At 69.7% G+C, this 13,856-nt stretch carries 15 protein-coding genes and 1 riboswitch; of the genes, 11 read left to right on the top strand and 4 right to left on the bottom strand.

Annotated elements, in window-relative coordinates; all coding sequences use genetic code 11:
* The first annotated feature begins 242 nt into the window (after window positions 1–242).
* From fmt to CW348_RS02990, 9 genes are all read left to right on the top strand, one after another.
* Window positions 243–1,175 (top strand): methionyl-tRNA formyltransferase, encoded by a 933-nt coding sequence (fmt, locus tag CW348_RS03030; RefSeq protein WP_104612578.1) that lies wholly within the window; start codon window positions 243–245, stop codon window positions 1,173–1,175.
* An 88-nt stretch (window positions 1,176–1,263) separates the two neighbouring features.
* A complete protein-coding gene (locus CW348_RS03025) occupies window positions 1,264–2,694 on the top strand; it encodes an RsmB/NOP family class I SAM-dependent RNA methyltransferase (protein ID WP_011291523.1) in 1,431 nt (476 codons plus the stop codon).
* A gap of 43 nt (window positions 2,695–2,737) precedes the next feature.
* Complete coding sequence (rpe, locus tag CW348_RS03020) at window positions 2,738–3,406, top strand: ribulose-phosphate 3-epimerase (RefSeq protein WP_011291524.1); 669 nt, start codon at window positions 2,738–2,740, stop codon at window positions 3,404–3,406.
* A gap of 223 nt (window positions 3,407–3,629) precedes the next feature.
* Window positions 3,630–3,760, top strand: a riboswitch (FMN riboswitch).
* Between the two features lie 100 nt (window positions 3,761–3,860).
* Window positions 3,861–4,478, top strand: a complete 618-nt coding sequence (locus tag CW348_RS03015) for a riboflavin synthase (RefSeq protein ID WP_011291525.1) — start codon at window positions 3,861–3,863, stop codon at window positions 4,476–4,478.
* Complete coding sequence (gene pnuC / locus CW348_RS03010; protein ID WP_011291526.1) at window positions 4,475–5,137, top strand: nicotinamide riboside transporter PnuC; 663 nt, start codon at window positions 4,475–4,477, stop codon at window positions 5,135–5,137. The genes CW348_RS03015 and pnuC overlap by 4 nt, the downstream gene beginning before the upstream one ends.
* A 41-nt stretch (window positions 5,138–5,178) precedes the next feature.
* Window positions 5,179–6,411 (top strand): bifunctional 3,4-dihydroxy-2-butanone-4-phosphate synthase/GTP cyclohydrolase II, encoded by a 1,233-nt coding sequence (locus tag CW348_RS03005; RefSeq protein ID WP_011291527.1) that lies wholly within the window; start codon window positions 5,179–5,181, stop codon window positions 6,409–6,411.
* A 21-nt stretch (window positions 6,412–6,432) separates the two neighbouring features.
* Window positions 6,433–6,921, top strand: coding sequence for a 6,7-dimethyl-8-ribityllumazine synthase (gene ribH, locus CW348_RS03000; RefSeq protein WP_016188477.1), 489 nt, complete (start codon window positions 6,433–6,435; stop codon window positions 6,919–6,921).
* Window positions 6,922–7,005: 84 nt separating this feature from the next.
* Window positions 7,006–7,476, top strand: a complete 471-nt coding sequence (locus CW348_RS02995; protein WP_011291529.1) for a PH domain-containing protein — start codon at window positions 7,006–7,008, stop codon at window positions 7,474–7,476.
* 93 nt (window positions 7,477–7,569) lie between these two features.
* Window positions 7,570–7,710, top strand: coding sequence for a hypothetical protein (locus CW348_RS02990; protein ID WP_155983531.1), 141 nt, complete (start codon window positions 7,570–7,572; stop codon window positions 7,708–7,710).
* 39 nt (window positions 7,711–7,749) lie between these two features.
* Here CW348_RS02990 and CW348_RS02985 read toward each other — a convergent pair whose 3' ends face one another.
* From CW348_RS02985 to CW348_RS02970, 4 genes are all read right to left on the bottom strand, one after another.
* Window positions 7,750–8,658 carry an aldose 1-epimerase family protein gene (locus CW348_RS02985; RefSeq protein ID WP_016188478.1) on the bottom strand — a complete coding sequence of 303 codons (909 nt, stop codon included), beginning with the start codon at window positions 8,656–8,658 and terminating at the stop codon, window positions 7,750–7,752.
* A gap of 173 nt (window positions 8,659–8,831) precedes the next feature.
* Window positions 8,832–11,333 (bottom strand): protein kinase, encoded by a 2,502-nt coding sequence (locus CW348_RS02980; RefSeq protein ID WP_011291531.1) that lies wholly within the window; start codon window positions 11,331–11,333, stop codon window positions 8,832–8,834.
* Between the two features lie 155 nt (window positions 11,334–11,488).
* Window positions 11,489–11,815 (bottom strand): DUF2470 domain-containing protein, encoded by a 327-nt coding sequence (locus CW348_RS02975; RefSeq protein ID WP_011291532.1) that lies wholly within the window; start codon window positions 11,813–11,815, stop codon window positions 11,489–11,491.
* 101 nt (window positions 11,816–11,916) lie between these two features.
* Window positions 11,917–12,462 carry a YceI family protein gene (locus CW348_RS02970; protein ID WP_011291533.1) on the bottom strand — a complete coding sequence of 182 codons (546 nt, stop codon included), beginning with the start codon at window positions 12,460–12,462 and terminating at the stop codon, window positions 11,917–11,919.
* A gap of 126 nt (window positions 12,463–12,588) precedes the next feature.
* Between CW348_RS02970 and CW348_RS02965 the strand changes: the two genes are divergently transcribed.
* Both CW348_RS02965 and CW348_RS02960 read left to right on the top strand, forming a co-directional pair.
* Entirely contained in the window at window positions 12,589–13,065 is a 477-nt protein-coding gene (locus CW348_RS02965) for a MarR family winged helix-turn-helix transcriptional regulator (RefSeq protein ID WP_104612577.1), read from the top strand.
* A 69-nt stretch (window positions 13,066–13,134) separates the two neighbouring features.
* Complete coding sequence (locus CW348_RS02960) at window positions 13,135–13,839, top strand: SseB family protein (protein ID WP_011291535.1); 705 nt, start codon at window positions 13,135–13,137, stop codon at window positions 13,837–13,839.
* Window positions 13,840–13,856 lie beyond the last annotated feature (17 nt).

Here is a 13,856-nt window from a genome sequence, read left to right as displayed (position 1 = left end):
TGGTCGGAGGTAGGAGAACTCCGGAAACCCGCCGGAGAAAAACGCGTGGCGTAACTACCGGCCGGGCAGGGTAGTGCCGGGCAGCGGGAGGACACCGGCGCACTCCCCGACGCCGTGGCACAGCAGGACCGAGACACCCGCGAAGATCAATACGCTTGGACCACGGTCGGACAGAACCGGCAGCAGGAGAGCCCTGCGGTGCAGCGGCCGTGGTCTCACCATCGCGGATGAGGGGGTCGTACATGAGACTGGTCTTCGCGGGCACGCCCGAGGTGGCCGTGCCGTCCCTGGATGCGCTACTCGCCTCCGAGCACGAGGTCGTCGCGGTCGTGACCCGGCCCGATGCGGCCGCAGGACGGGGCCGCCGCCTCGTCGCCAGCCCGGTTGCGCGCCGCGCCGCCGAAGCCGGAATCGAAGTCCTCAAACCCGCGCGGGCCGACGACCCCGCCTTCCTCGACCGGCTCCGCGAGCTCGCCCCCGACTGCTGCCCTGTGGTGGCCTACGGCGCACTGCTCCGGCAAGAAGCCCTCGACATCCCCCGCTACGGCTGGGTCAACCTGCACTTCTCCCTGCTTCCCGCCTGGCGCGGCGCTGCCCCCGTGCAACACGCCATCCTGCACGGCGACGACATCACCGGAGCCACCACCTTCCAGATCGAACGGGAACTCGACGCCGGCCCCGTCTACGGCACGGTCACCGAGCCCATCGGCCCCCGCGACACTAGCGGAGACCTGCTCGAACGCCTCGCGAAATCGGGCGCGGAACTCCTGGTGCGCACCATCGACGGCATCGCCAAGAACGAGCTCGTCCCCCGCCCGCAGGGCAGCGAAGGCGTCAGCTACGCCCCCAAACTCACCCCCGACGACGCCCGGGTCGACTTCACCGCCCCCGCCCTGCGCGTCGACCGCCTCATCCGCGCCTGCACCCCTGCCCCGGGCGCGTGGACCCGCTTCCGCGGTACCCGGATCAAACTCGGCCCCGTCGAACCCCTTCCCGACGCTGCACCCCTGCCCCCCGGCCAGCTCGTCGCCACCAGCCGGGACGTGCTGGTCGGCACCGCCACCCACCCGGTGCGGCTCGGCGAAGTCCAGCCGCAAGGCAAGAAAGCCATGCCCGCCGCCGACTGGGCCCGCGGTGCCCGGATCGGCGACGGGGAACGCCTCGGAGACGACTGAGAATGCCGAGGCAGACCGATACCCTCGTTGGTGAGGGACGTACCGCAAGACACAGCGTCACCACGATCAGGGACGAGGCGGCTCAACCGTGACCCAGAGATTCTCATCCCCGTACCGCACGACCCGGCGCAGCCCTCGCGGTTCCGCGTCGCGGACCCGCCCCCGGGACCCGGCCCGCCGCGTCGCCTACGACGTGCTGTACGCAGTCCAGACCCGCGACGCCTACGCCAACCTGCTGCTGCCCGTCCTCCTCCGCGAACGGGGGATCACCGGACGGGACGCCGGGCTCGCCACCGAGCTGACCTACGGGACTCTGCGCCTCCAAGGCTCCTACGACGCTGTCCTGGACGCCTGCGTGGACCGCTCCCTGCGCTCCGTCGACACCGAAGTCCTCCCCCTGCTGCGCATGGGCGCCCACCAACTGCTGTCCATGGACGTCCCCCCGCACGCCGCGGTCAGCAGCACCGTCGACCTGGCCCGCCGGATCGTCGGCCACCACCGCGCCAGATTCGTCAACGCGGTCCTGCGCAAAGTCACCGCACGCGACCTCACCGGATGGCTGAGCGTGCTCGCCCCCGACCGGAAGACCGACCCTGTCGGACACCTCGCGATCACCCACAGCCATCCCCGCTGGGTGGTCCAGGCGTTCGCGGAAGCGCTCGGCGACGAGACCAGCAGCGGCCTGAAAGAGACCGAACGGCTCCTCACCGCCCACAACGAGCGGCCCCGCGTCACCCTGCTCGCCAAACCCGGGCGCGCCACCGTCACCGACCTGGTCGACGAAGGCGCTGTCGCCGCCCGCTACTCGCCGTACGGGGCGGTCCTCCCGGAAGGGGACCCCGGCATGCTGCGCCTGGTCCGCCAAGGCCGCGCCGTCGTGCAGGACGAAGCCAGCCAGCTCGTCGCTCTGGCCCTGAGCCGGGTGCCGGTCTCCGGCCCTGACCAGCAGTGGTTGGACATGTGCGCCGGACCGGGCGGAAAAGCCGCCCTCATGGCCGGACTCGTGGGGGAGCGCGGCGGACGCCTGCTCGCCGCCGAAGTGCAGCCCGCACGGGCCGGACTGGTCGCCCGCGCCGTCCACCGGTCGCTCGGCAACTCCGCCCGCGTCATCGTGGCCGACTCCACCCAGCCGCCGTGGCGGGACGGCATTTTCGACCGGGTGCTCGTCGACGCGCCGTGCACCGGCCTGGGCGCGCTGCGCCGCCGCCCCGAGTCGCGGTGGCGGCGCACCCCGGAGAACCTCGCCGAACTCGTCCCGCTGCAGCGCGCCCTGCTCAACCGGGCCCTGGACGCGGTCCGCCCCGGCGGAGTGGTCGGCTACGTCACCTGCTCACCGCACCTCGCGGAGACCCGCGGCGTCGTTACCGACGTCCTCGCCGGACGCGACGACGCGGACCTGCTCAACGCTGCCCGCCACCTGCCGGAAGTCCCCGACGTCGCCGCCGACCGCTTCGTGCAGTTCTGGCCGCACCGTCACGGCACCGACGCGATGTTCCTGGCGCTGCTGCGGAAACGCTGAGCCGGTCTGACCTTGAGATTCGGCCCCAATACACTCTTCTTCCGTGGCAATCCAGATCTCACCCAGCATCCTTTCCGCCGACTTCGCGCGCCTGGCCGACGAAGTCGAGGCCGTCGCCGGTGCCGCCGACTGGCTGCACGTCGACGTCATGGACAACCATTTCGTGCCCAACCTGACCTTGGGCCTGCCCGTCGTGGAGTCCTTGCTCAAGGTGGCGCCGCTGCCGTTGGACTGCCATCTGATGATCGAGGACCCGGACCGGTGGGCCCCGGCCTACGCCGAAGTGGGCGCGCAGAGCGTCACCATCCACGCCGAAGCCGCCAAGGCGCCGGTGCGCACGCTCCGGGCGATCCGTGCGGCCGGGGCCCGCGCCGGGCTGGCACTCAACCCCGCCACCCCGGTCGACGGGTACGCCGACCTCCTGGGTGAGATCGACATGCTGCTGGTCATGACGGTCGAACCCGGTTTCGGCGGCCAGAAGTTCCTCGACCTCGTGCTGCCGAAGATCCGCCGCGCCCGCGAACTCATCCGCAACGCCGACGCTTCGGTGTGGCTCCAGGTCGACGGCGGAGTGAGCGCGGAGACGATCGAACGGTGCGCGGAAGCCGGGGCCGACGTCTTCGTGGCAGGCTCCGCGGTCTACGGCGAAAAAGACCCGGCGGCCGCCGTCGAGCACCTGCGCGCCCTCGCAGAGCGGGCCACCGCCCGCTAGACCCGCGGTCGGACCGGCTCCCGCACCCGACTGGTCCGACCACCGCGGCATCCCGCCCGCACGATCCGTTTCCTTTCCGTCACTTTTGTTGCAGGTGATGAACGCAATAAGAACAAAAAGTATTTTTCCTGCAACGAAGAGTGAATAGTGCGGGATTCGGTTCCCCACCCTGGTCTGGCCGCGGAATACCCCTCCGTGGCACACTGTTGGGCAAGAAGTACACACGCGTGCTCCGGGGTCGGTGAAAGTCCGAACCGGCGGTGACAGTCCGCGACCCAGTCGAAGCCATCGGCTGGTGGAACCGGTGAAACTCCGGTACCGACGGTGAAAGTCCGGATGGGAGGTAGTACGTGGTGGATCTGTGCGGTACTCGCTGCTGTGTGCCGCGGCGGTCCGATGGCGTCTGATGCCGCCTTACCCCGGAGCCTGACCTGGCTAGGGGGAAGGCTCTCGCATGTTCACCGGCATCGTTGAAGAACTCGGCACGGTTGTCGAGGTCACCCCGGTGGGATCGGATTCCGCGGATGCGATCCGGCTCACCATCCACGGTCCTGACGTCACCTCAGACGCGTCTCCCGGCGATTCCATCGCGGTCAACGGGGTCTGCCTGACCGTGACCGAACTGGCCGACGGCCGGTTCAGCGCCGACGTGATGAAGGAGACCCTGGACCGCTCCAACTTGGGCGCGCTCACCGTCGGCTCCCCGGTGAACCTGGAACGCGCCCTCAAAGTCTCCTCCCGGCTCGGCGGCCACATCGTCCAAGGGCACGTGGACGGCACCGGCGTCGTCACCGAGCGGGTTCCCGGCACGGACTGGGAAACCGTCACCTTCTCCCTGCCCGCCCGCCTGTCCCGCTACGTGGTGGAAAAAGGGTCCATCGCCGTGGACGGGGTGAGCCTCACCGTTGCCGCCTGCACCGACTCCTCGTTCACGGTCAGCCTGATCCCTACCACGCTGCAAGCCACCACCCTCGGGTTCGCCACGGTAGGCACGAAAGTCAACATCGAGGTCGACACCCTGGCCAAATACGTGGAGCGCCTGCTGGGCGACCGGGTGGGCGGTATCCGATGAGCGGCCCCGGCAGCGCATGGCTGGAGTGGGCCTACGCCGGGTTCACGCTGTTCGGTGAGCATGTCCGCTGGGCCGACCTGATCGGCAACCTCGCGGCCCTGGCCACCGTGGCGCTGGCGATCCGCCGCACCCTGTGGACCTGGCCCGTCCAGCTCACCGGCACGTTCCTGCTCTTCGTGGTCTCGGTCGACGCCCACCTGGTCGGCAACGCGCTCAAACAGGTGGTCGTCGCGGGGCTCGCCGTCTACGGGTGGTACCGCTGGGCGCGCGGAATCCGCGACGAAGGAGACCTCGCGGTACGCCCCGCCCACCGGGCAGAACGACTCCGCCTGATCGCCGTCCTGGCCGGAGGAACCGCCGCCGTGGGCTGGTTCTTCACCGTCACCGGCTGGTCCTGGGCGCCGTGGCTGGACGCGTTCATCTTCGTGGGAAGCGCAGTGGCGATGTACGCCCAAAGCCGCGGGCTCGTCGACTTCTGGGTGGTGTGGATCGTCGTGGACATGGTGGGCATCCCCATCACCGTGCTGTCCGGCCTGTGGGTGAGCGGTGTCGTCTACGGCGTGTTCTTCGTGCTCGCCGTCCTCGGGCTCCGCAACTGGATGCGCCACTACCGGGCCCGCCGCAACGCTGAGGCCCCAGCAGTGCACTCGTTCGCCTGACCGTCGTGACCTACCGTTCCTGCCGCACAGAGGAGTTTGCCGTGAACCGCACCGCCAGCCCCATCCCGCTGGACGACATCGACGAGGCGCTCAAAGCCATCGCCGCGGGACGCCCGGTCGTCGTCGTGGACGACGCCGACCGGGAGAACGAGGGCGACCTGGTCTTCGCCGCCGATGCGGCCACCCCCGAACTGCTGGCCTTCATGATCCGCCACACCTCCGGGGTGGTGTGCGTGCCGATGCTTGGCGAAGACCTGGACCGGCTCAACCTGCCGTTGATGACACCGCGCAACGAGGACCGGCTGCACACCGCCTACACCGTGACCGTGGACGCCCGTACCGGGGTGCACACCGGCATCTCCGCCGCGGACCGTGCCCGCACGATCCGGCTGCTCGCCGACGAGGCCAGCGAGCCCGGCGACTTCGTCCGGCCCGGCCACATCTTCCCCCTGCGCTACCGTCCCGGCGGGGTGCTGGTGCGGCGCGGGCACACCGAAGCCGCCGTGGACCTGGCCCGGCTCGCTGGCCGCCGCCCCGCCGGGGTGATCGCGGAGATCGTCAACGACGACGGCACCATGGCCCGGCTGCCGGAACTCCGCGCCTTCGCCGACGAGCACGGCCTCGCCCTGGTCTCCATCGAACAGCTCGTGGCCTACCGCCGCCGCACGGAGACCCTCATCGAACGGGTCGTGGAGACCCGGATCCCCAACCGCTACGGCGAATGGCGGGCGGTCGGCTACCGCTCCGTCGTGGACGACTCCGAGCACGTGGCCCTCGTCTACGGCGACCTCGGCACCGGGGAGCGGGCGCTGGTCCGGCTCCACTCTGAATGCCTCACCGGGGACGCGTTCGGCTCGTACCGCTGCGACTGCGGCGACCAGTTGGACGCGGCCATGGCGCGGATCGCCCAAACCGGTGCCGGAGTGATCGTCTACCAGCGCGGCCACGAAGGCCGCGGCATCGGCCTGCTGCACAAGCTCCGCGCCTACCGGCTCCAAGACCAGGGTGCGGACACGGTGGACGCCAACCTGCAACTGGGGCTGCCCGCCGATGCCCGCGAATTCGGCACCGGAGCGCAGATCCTCCTCGACCTGGGCGTGCGGTCGGTGCGGCTGCTGAGCAATAACCCGGACAAGGCCGCCGGGCTGGCCGCGCACGGCGTCGTGGTCGACGAGCGGATCCCGCTCCCCGCCGCCATCACCCCCGACAACCTGCGCTACCTGCGTACGAAACGCGACCGTATGGGCCACGACCTGCCGGGTCTGGCCTCCTGACCGTGGTGGAGAGCAGTAACGATGAGCGGAGCTGGACGGCCTGAGTACACGGTAGACGCCCAAGGGCTGACCCTCGGGGTGGTCGCCACCCGGTGGAATGCCGAAGTCGTCGAACCGATGCTGGAGCGGGCCCTAGCCGCGGCTGAACAGTGCAAGGTGGCCGAGACGACGGTGGTGCGGGTCGCCGGAGCCGTGGAGATCCCCGTCGTCGCCCAGGAACTGGCCCGCACCCACGACGCCGTCGTGGCGCTGGGCGCGGTTATCCGCGGCGACACCCCCCACTTCGACTACGTGTGCCAGTCCTTCACCCACGGGCTGACCGAGGTGGCGCTGCGGACCGAGGTCCCCGTGGGCAACGGAGTACTGACCTGTGACACCCTGGAACAGGCACGGGACCGTGCCGGCCTCCCGGACAGCAAGGAAGACAAGGGATGGGAGGCTGCGGTAGCGGCACTCGACACCGCCCTCGTGCTCCGCAAACTCCGGGACGCACGAGGACAACGGGACTGACGGCCGCGGCCGACAACCACGTGACGGAAGAAGAGCACAGAGGGGAAGCCAGGCGTGCCGATCCAGGATGCGGGAGACAGGGGCATGGTGAACGGGATGAACCGGCAGGCGCCGCGTGCGCTGCCGGTGACCTTCCGACCACGCAACCTCCGCATCGTCGCCTACGGACTCGCCGCGCTCATCATGGCGACCATGGTGTTCCTCGCCGTCATCATGCCCCCGAACTGGGGGATCCAGGACCGCATCTCGCTGATCCTGGTGGGCGCGCTGATCGGGGGCGGGCTGCGTTTCCTGGCCCGGCCCCGGCTCGAGCTGACCGAGCACCGGGTGACCGTGGTCAATGTGATCCGCACCCACGTCCTGGTGTGGCCGGAGATCATCGACGCCCGAATGCCGGTGGGGGAGCCGTGGCCGAGTATCGACCTGGCCGACGGCTCCACCCTGGCGGTGATGGGGATCCAGAGCAACGACGGGGAACTGGCCCGGGCCTACCTCGAAGAGTTCCGGCACCACCTGCGGGAGCGCGGCGAAGCAGCAGAACCCAGCCGCGGCTGAGTCCGCGGGCGTCCCGGCCCCGGCCAGGGCGGTAGGGATCCTTCAATTCCTGTCATAACGAGGTAAAAACCTGGCCGAAACTGAGAACCTTCCGTGGAGCGGAAACGTCCTAAGGACATGGGCTCCAAACATTGGGGAAGGAAGTACCGCCATCAGAGCCGGATCGACCGGATCGTCATCACTCTGCTGTGGCTGACGATCATCGTCCTGGCGCTGACCTCGATCCTGACCTAGGAGCCCCGGAGCCGCGGACGCCCCGCATGACGTGCCGCGTCACTCCGGGGTAGAGGTGATGCCGAAGGACGACTCGATACTCTGCCCCGGGTCCAGCACGATCAGGTCGGTTCCGGTGACGAACGCATTGGGCGGGCAGGTCATCGGTTCGACAGCCAGATGGCGGCGGCGTTCCGGGCCGGGATAGTCGGCGGAGAACACTTGGAGCCACGGGTGGCTGTCATCGGCCCAGAGGCCGACGCACAGCTCCCCGGCGCTCAGCACCGTCCAGGAACGCCCCGCCTCGTCGAAGCGCAGGCCGGTGAACGCCGTGTCCAAGACGGTGGGGCCGACCTGCCGGGGAGTGCGGAAGTCGTAGTCGGTGCCGGCCACGGAGCGGACCGGTCCTGTGGGGATCATCCGCTCGTTGACGGGCTGCCATTCCGCGGCGGGAAGCTGCAGGGTGACCTCGTCGACCGGGAGTCCCAAAGTGAGGTAGTTGTGGCTGCCGTGGCCGTAGGGTGCCGGGCCGTCCCCCGTGTTCTGCGCCCCGATGCGGACGTGCAGCCCGTGGTCGGGGTCGAGGCTGTAGCACACCCAGAACTCCATGCGGAAGGGGTAGCCGGGCGCGCCGTCGAACGCGAGGGTGAAACGGACCGAGTCCGCGGTGATCTGGCTCGGCTGCCACAGGAGTGTGCTGGTCAGCCCATGGATCGCGTTGTCGAGTTCCGGTTCGGTGATCTCCAGTTGGTAGGTGGTCCCGCCAAAGGAGTACCGACCGTGGTCGATCCGGTTCGGCCAGGGGAGGAGGATCTGTCCCTGCGCGAGTTGGGGGCGGCCCTCCGGGTATCCCCAGACGAGTTCCCGCTCACCCCAGTGCAGCGTGCGCAGGGCGGCACCGAGCGGGTCGACTGTGGCGCGGTACTTTCCCGCTTCCAACGTGATAGCGGAATGCGAACCCTCGGCCATTTTCTGCACCAGTTCTCCGATTTGTGGGGCTGACGAACCGTTTGCGAATATAACCCTTTTCCGCTTCCCGGAAACCGGGGTGGCCGGGGGTGGTCAGTTACTCTGGGCTGCCTACCAGGCACATTGTGTTCCACAAGAGTTTGGTTAGATTTTCGGCACCCCCGCAGCCCAGCTCAGCCGGCCAAGAGCGCGGCGGGAATCAGCACCCCCATGAACAGGAAGAACAGCCCGTGGGCCAGTGCTCTGACCACGACGAGCACACTGGCGACCACCGCGAGACGGTAGGCGACCAGCCGGGTGCGGGCACTGCGGTGCTGATTGGCCGCGGTCCGCCCCAAGGCGAACAGCAGCACCCCCAGCAGGACCGGGAACCACCAGACCAGGCCGATCCCGCCCGGCAGCAGCTCCAGCAGCGACGAGCAGAGCTGGGCGGCCAAGGTGACCAGGCTGTTGTCGCGGATCGCCTCCGCCCACCCGAACGCGGTCACCACCCACTCCTGGTCGGTGAACAGGCCGCCCTGGGACTCCCAGAGCCACAGCCCGCACCCGTCCAGCAGCCCGGCCAGCGCCGCGGGCCGGGCGAAACGGCGGCAGCGGCCCGCCGCCATGGCCCGCTGGAGCCGCGCCATCCCGCGCTCCATCCGCCGCGCTTCCCGGCGGCGCCGCCGCTCCTCCCGCGCCTCCGGCGTATGCCATTCGAACGGGCCGGTACGCCGCTTCTCCCACTGCCGGGCCAGCCGAGCCCGCGTCGCCGACCAGCGGGACTCGACCGACGAGGTGAACCGCTCCCAGCGCTGCTGGCGCCGCTCCCGGGACTCGGTCGCCGCCCGGGCCCGCTGCGCGGCCCCCGCCTGCACCGCGCTGGGCAGCAGCAGGACCGCGGTGACCAGGGCCGCCCGGGTGCTCCGGGCCGTGCGGTCGCCGCGGAGCGCAGTCGTGCGCTGCTCGGTCCACCACCGGGCGCGGGCAGCATCACCGTAGCGGCCGGGCAGCCACGAGCGGGTCAGCAGCAGCCGCCGGTAGCGTGCCGCGGCCTCGGGGTCCAAGACGAGTTCGGCGGCGCGCGCCCAGGCCGCATCCCAGTCGTGTTCTTCCGGCGGGGTGAAGTCGGGTGTCTGCGCCAGCCCGTCCACGGTGGCCCGCACCTGCCGCATGATGAGCGGAACCTCGTGGTGCACCAGTTCCAGCAGCTGGCAGCGCCGGGTTTCGTGGCTGCGGCACCGCGGGTGGGTGCACCAGTGCCGAGCCGCCGACTGCACGGCCCCCCACTCGATCGCCTCGCGCAGAACCGCCTGCTGGGTGCTTTCCCCGCGGGCGAGCTCCAAGACGCCTTCGGCGGTGATCTGGTGGCCCCGGTAGCGCGGGGGCAGCCCTGGCACGTACTGGGCGGCCAGGGCGCTGATCGCGACGTGCGCCCGCTCCGGGCGGGTGCGGAGCTGCTTCAGCGGGGCCGGGTCGAAGGTGAGGTCGTGGACTTCGCGGGACAGCCACGTCTCCACCTCCTGGTGGCGGCGTTGCAGCCACACCGCCCCCTTATCGAACCGGTCCATCAAGTCGAAGGCGAGACTGGGCGGGTCCTCGTGCGCCACGCCTTCGAATGTGATGGGCCGGTGCTTGCGCGGCCGGGCCACGCTGGGGCGCTCCCCGCGCAGCCACTGGCGCACCTGGGCGTCACCCCAGCGCGTCTTAGGGTCCGGGGTGAGCAGGCCGCGGATCAGGAGCCGCCAGCGTTCATCGGCGACCGCGGAGAGGTCCACCGCGGTACTGCGGGCCGTCAACCAGTTGCCGCTGCGCGGGGGACGCTGCCCGGTGACCAGCTCGTGCGCGATCACCCCCAGCGACCACCACGCGGCCGGGGCTTCCCGGCGCCCTTCGATCACCTCGGGCGCGGCGTAGGCCTCGGTGATGGCCTGCCCGCCGTAGATCTGGCTCATCGTCGCGCGGACGGCTCCGCCGAAGTCGGTCAGCGCGAACACCGGAGGATCCAGGGAGCGGATCAGCAGGTTCTCCGGTTTGACGTCGGTGTGGTTGTAGTTCAGCGACTGCTGCCAGTAGCCGAGGCAATCGCTGAGGGCCGCGATGACGGCGCGGGCCTGGTCGTCGGGGAGCGGGGCCTGGTCGATAAGGGTGCGCAGCGAGCCCAGCGCGAAGTACTCCTGCGCCTCCCAGGCGATCTCCTCCCCCCACGGAGCGCGGGCATACCCGTAGCCGTGCAGCACGGGGATGTGCGGGCTGACCGTGCCCAGGGCGCTGATCCGGTCCAGCAGGTCCCGGTTGATGTCGTGTCCGGACCGGTACAGCTTGAGCGCGATCGGCGGTCCGTCGCGGCCCACCGGCACGGCCCGGTAGACCACCGCCTCGCCGCCCGCGCCGACATACTCCTGGACGGTGTAGCGTTCCCGCAGCTCCGCAGGGATCCGGTATTCGACTTCGCTGGCCGGTCCTTCCAGTACCCGCCAGGCGAGCCGCCCCAGCCTTCCCCGGCGCCGCACCGGCCTGGTCAGCACCGCGGTGCGCGGCTCGGCCGCGGGAAGGCGCCGCGTGGCGCCGGGCCGCAGCAGCGCGGTGAGCTTGCGGGTGACACCCGGCTCCGAGGGGGTGAGCTGGACGGTCGGCTCGACCGCCTCGATTTTGCGGGTGGGCGACTCAGGGTCAGAGGGTTGGGGAACTGTCATCGGGAAGCGACGCTCCAGGAACGGTGGGCCGAACTGTCGGCCCTTCTCAGGGTAGGTGACCGGGCGCGGCCCAGGCGCGCTTTCCGGTCATCCGATGAGACGCAGTGGAGCGCGCCGCGGATGCGTCGCAAGGGCACGGGACCGCGCCAGGCAGCTCAGTGCTCCGTCCCCTCCTGGGCTTCCCCGCGCGGGGCGACGCCGAGCCGCGCGCAGGCCTCCCGGTACAGCCGCACCACTTCGGTGCGGATCTGGGCGCGTTCGGTGAGCGGCTGGGACCAGGGGATGCGCACGGCGACCTCTCGGCCGTCGACGGTGGCGGAGTACTCTCCCGCGGTGCCGTCCAGACCGGTCATCCGCGCCGCAGTCGCCTCCGGATAGCCGCCGAAAGCGCGGACGATGAGCAGGGTGTCGTCCGGGTGGTCGTCGTTCATGTGCTGCGTGACTGCGGCGACGACGTCGGGGGAGAACGGGGTGGCAGACACGCTGACGTCCTTTCGTGTGCGGAATGAATGCGGGGCCGCCGGTGTGCACCGGCGGCCCCATCACGATAGCGAGAGCGCTGGAGAAAGCCTGTCGAGGAGGGTCAGTCCTGCTTGAGGGTGAACTCGGCGTCGATCTCGATCGTGATCTTGTCGCCGACCACGACACCGCCGCCGTCCATCGGCATGTGGAGGTCCACGCCGAACTCCTTGCGGCTGATCTCAGTGGACGCGTGGAAGCCGGCGCGCTTCAGGCCGTAGGGGTCGGTGGTGGAGCCGTTGAACTCCAGCGCCAGTTCCACCGGGCGGGTGTTGCCCTTGATGGTCAGGTCACCGGTGAGGACGAAGTTCTCCCCCTCCTGGCGCAGCCCGGTGGAGGTGAAGGTGAACTCGGGGTGGTTGGCGACGTCGAGGAAGTCGGCGGAGCGGACGTGCTCGTCGCGCTGCGCGTTGTTGGTGTTGATGGAGCTGGCGTCGATGGTGGCGACCACCGAGGACTGGAGCGGGTCTTCCGGCACGGTCAGCGTGGCGTCGAACTTCTCGAAGCGGCCGCGCACCCGGCTGACCATCATGTGCCGCACGCTAAAGCCGACCTCGGAGTGGGCGGCGTCGATCGTCCACGTGCCTGCGGGGAGCTGCTGTTCGGTCATGGTGGTTTCCTCCCAGGGGTGATGGATGGATCCGTGGAACAACGTTGTTTAATATACAACAACATCCGAAGAATTTTCTTCCTGAGAAGAAAAAGTGAGTGCATGGAGAGAGAAGGCGTAAGTACGATGGCCGCCATGGACGCGGTCAACTGGCTCACTGAGGAAGAGCAGCGCCTTTGGCGCAGCTTCCTCACAGTCAACTCCCTGCTCCAGGAGCGGCTCGACCGGGACCTGCGGCGCAGGAACGGGCTCACCCTGGTCGAATACGGCATCCTGGTCCACCTGTCCGAGGCGGAAGGACGGCGGATGCGCATGCGCACCCTCGCCGAGACGGTCCTCGTCTCCAAAAGCCGCCTCTCCCACCAGGTGGCCCGCCTGGAGCGGGACGGATACGTGCGCCGGGAAGACTGCGTGGAGGACCGGCGCGGCTTCTGGGCGGTCCTCACCGACAAAGGCGCTGAAGTGCTGCGGGCCGCCGCTCCCGGCCACGTCGCGCAGGTGCGCGAATACCTCTTCGGTCGGCTGACCGACGAGCAGACCGCCCAATTCCGCGACATCCTGGCGGTCCTCGAACGCGGACTGCGCGACCCCACCGCGCACTAGACCGCGACACCCGCGCATTCCCTGGGAGTACACTCAGGGGACCCGCCACTACGCAGTAGAGTCACCACTGTGGCTGGACCTACCATTATCGGCGCGCAGCAGTTCCGTAACGACGACGGCAGTGCTGACCCCCGCGTCCGGGAGAAACTCGACGCCTATGCCCGAGGCAGGGTCGGCGACCGCCAGGTGCTCGAAACGCTGCGCCACTCGCGGCTCCTCGTCCCTGTGGTGGCACGGCCGGTGAAAACCGCCACCGGCCCCGACGGCCGCGTCCGCGAAAAACGCAGCGAAGTCGCGATGCCCGTGCTCATCGGCAAGGACGGGCGGCGCGGTGTCCTCGCCTTCACCTCGGTCGACACGGTCAAACGCTGGCGGGAAGACGCCCGGCCCATCCCGGTCACCACCCAGGACGCCTGCCGTGCCGCCTACGAAGACAAAGCCGACGCCGTCGTCATCGACGTCGCAGGCCCCGTCACCTACGCGATCCAAGGCCGCTTCCTGAGCGCCCTCGCCGAGCACGGCATGGTGCCCGAGCCCAAAGACGACCCGCAGGTCCTCGCGCTGATCTACCGGATCACCCACACCGAATTCGGTATCGAGCGGGTCCGCATCCACGACTCCGAGCGGGCCGACATCGGCATCCGGCTGGAACTGGAGCGGCGCGACGACGAAGTGATCCGCAAAGTAGCCAAACGGCTCGCTACCGAACTCGCCGTCATCCTGCCCGGGGGCGTCGAGCTGAGCGCAGTGGTCCGCGCCCGCCGCGACCGGTGAGACGCATCTCACCTCCC

The organism is Thermobifida sp. (assembly GCF_017577275.1).
GTDB classification, from domain to species: domain Bacteria; phylum Actinomycetota; class Actinomycetes; order Streptosporangiales; family Streptosporangiaceae; genus Thermobifida; species Thermobifida fusca.
The sequence above is the reverse complement of the archived record's forward strand: the minus strand, read 5'-3'. Positions and strand labels throughout refer to the sequence as shown.

Excerpts from the sequence above, each read along its gene's own strand:
- fmt (WP_104612578.1), top strand. The coding sequence starts at position 243 with ATGAGACTGGTCTTCGCGGGCACGCCCGAGGTGGCCGTGCCGTCCCTG.
- CW348_RS03015 (WP_011291525.1), top strand. The coding sequence starts at position 3,861 with ATGTTCACCGGCATCGTTGAAGAACTCGGCACGGTTGTCGAGGTCACC.
- pnuC (WP_011291526.1), top strand. The coding sequence starts at position 4,475 with ATGAGCGGCCCCGGCAGCGCATGGCTGGAGTGGGCCTACGCCGGGTTC.
- ribH (WP_016188477.1), top strand. The coding sequence starts at position 6,433 with ATGAGCGGAGCTGGACGGCCTGAGTACACGGTAGACGCCCAAGGGCTG.
- CW348_RS02995 (WP_011291529.1), top strand. The coding sequence starts at position 7,006 with ATGGTGAACGGGATGAACCGGCAGGCGCCGCGTGCGCTGCCGGTGACC.
- CW348_RS02985 (WP_016188478.1), bottom strand. The coding sequence starts at position 8,658 with ATGGCCGAGGGTTCGCATTCCGCTATCACGTTGGAAGCGGGAAAGTAC.
- CW348_RS02980 (WP_011291531.1), bottom strand. The coding sequence starts at position 11,333 with ATGACAGTTCCCCAACCCTCTGACCCTGAGTCGCCCACCCGCAAAATC.
- CW348_RS02970 (WP_011291533.1), bottom strand. The coding sequence starts at position 12,462 with ATGACCGAACAGCAGCTCCCCGCAGGCACGTGGACGATCGACGCCGCC.
- CW348_RS02965 (WP_104612577.1), top strand. The coding sequence starts at position 12,589 with ATGGCCGCCATGGACGCGGTCAACTGGCTCACTGAGGAAGAGCAGCGC.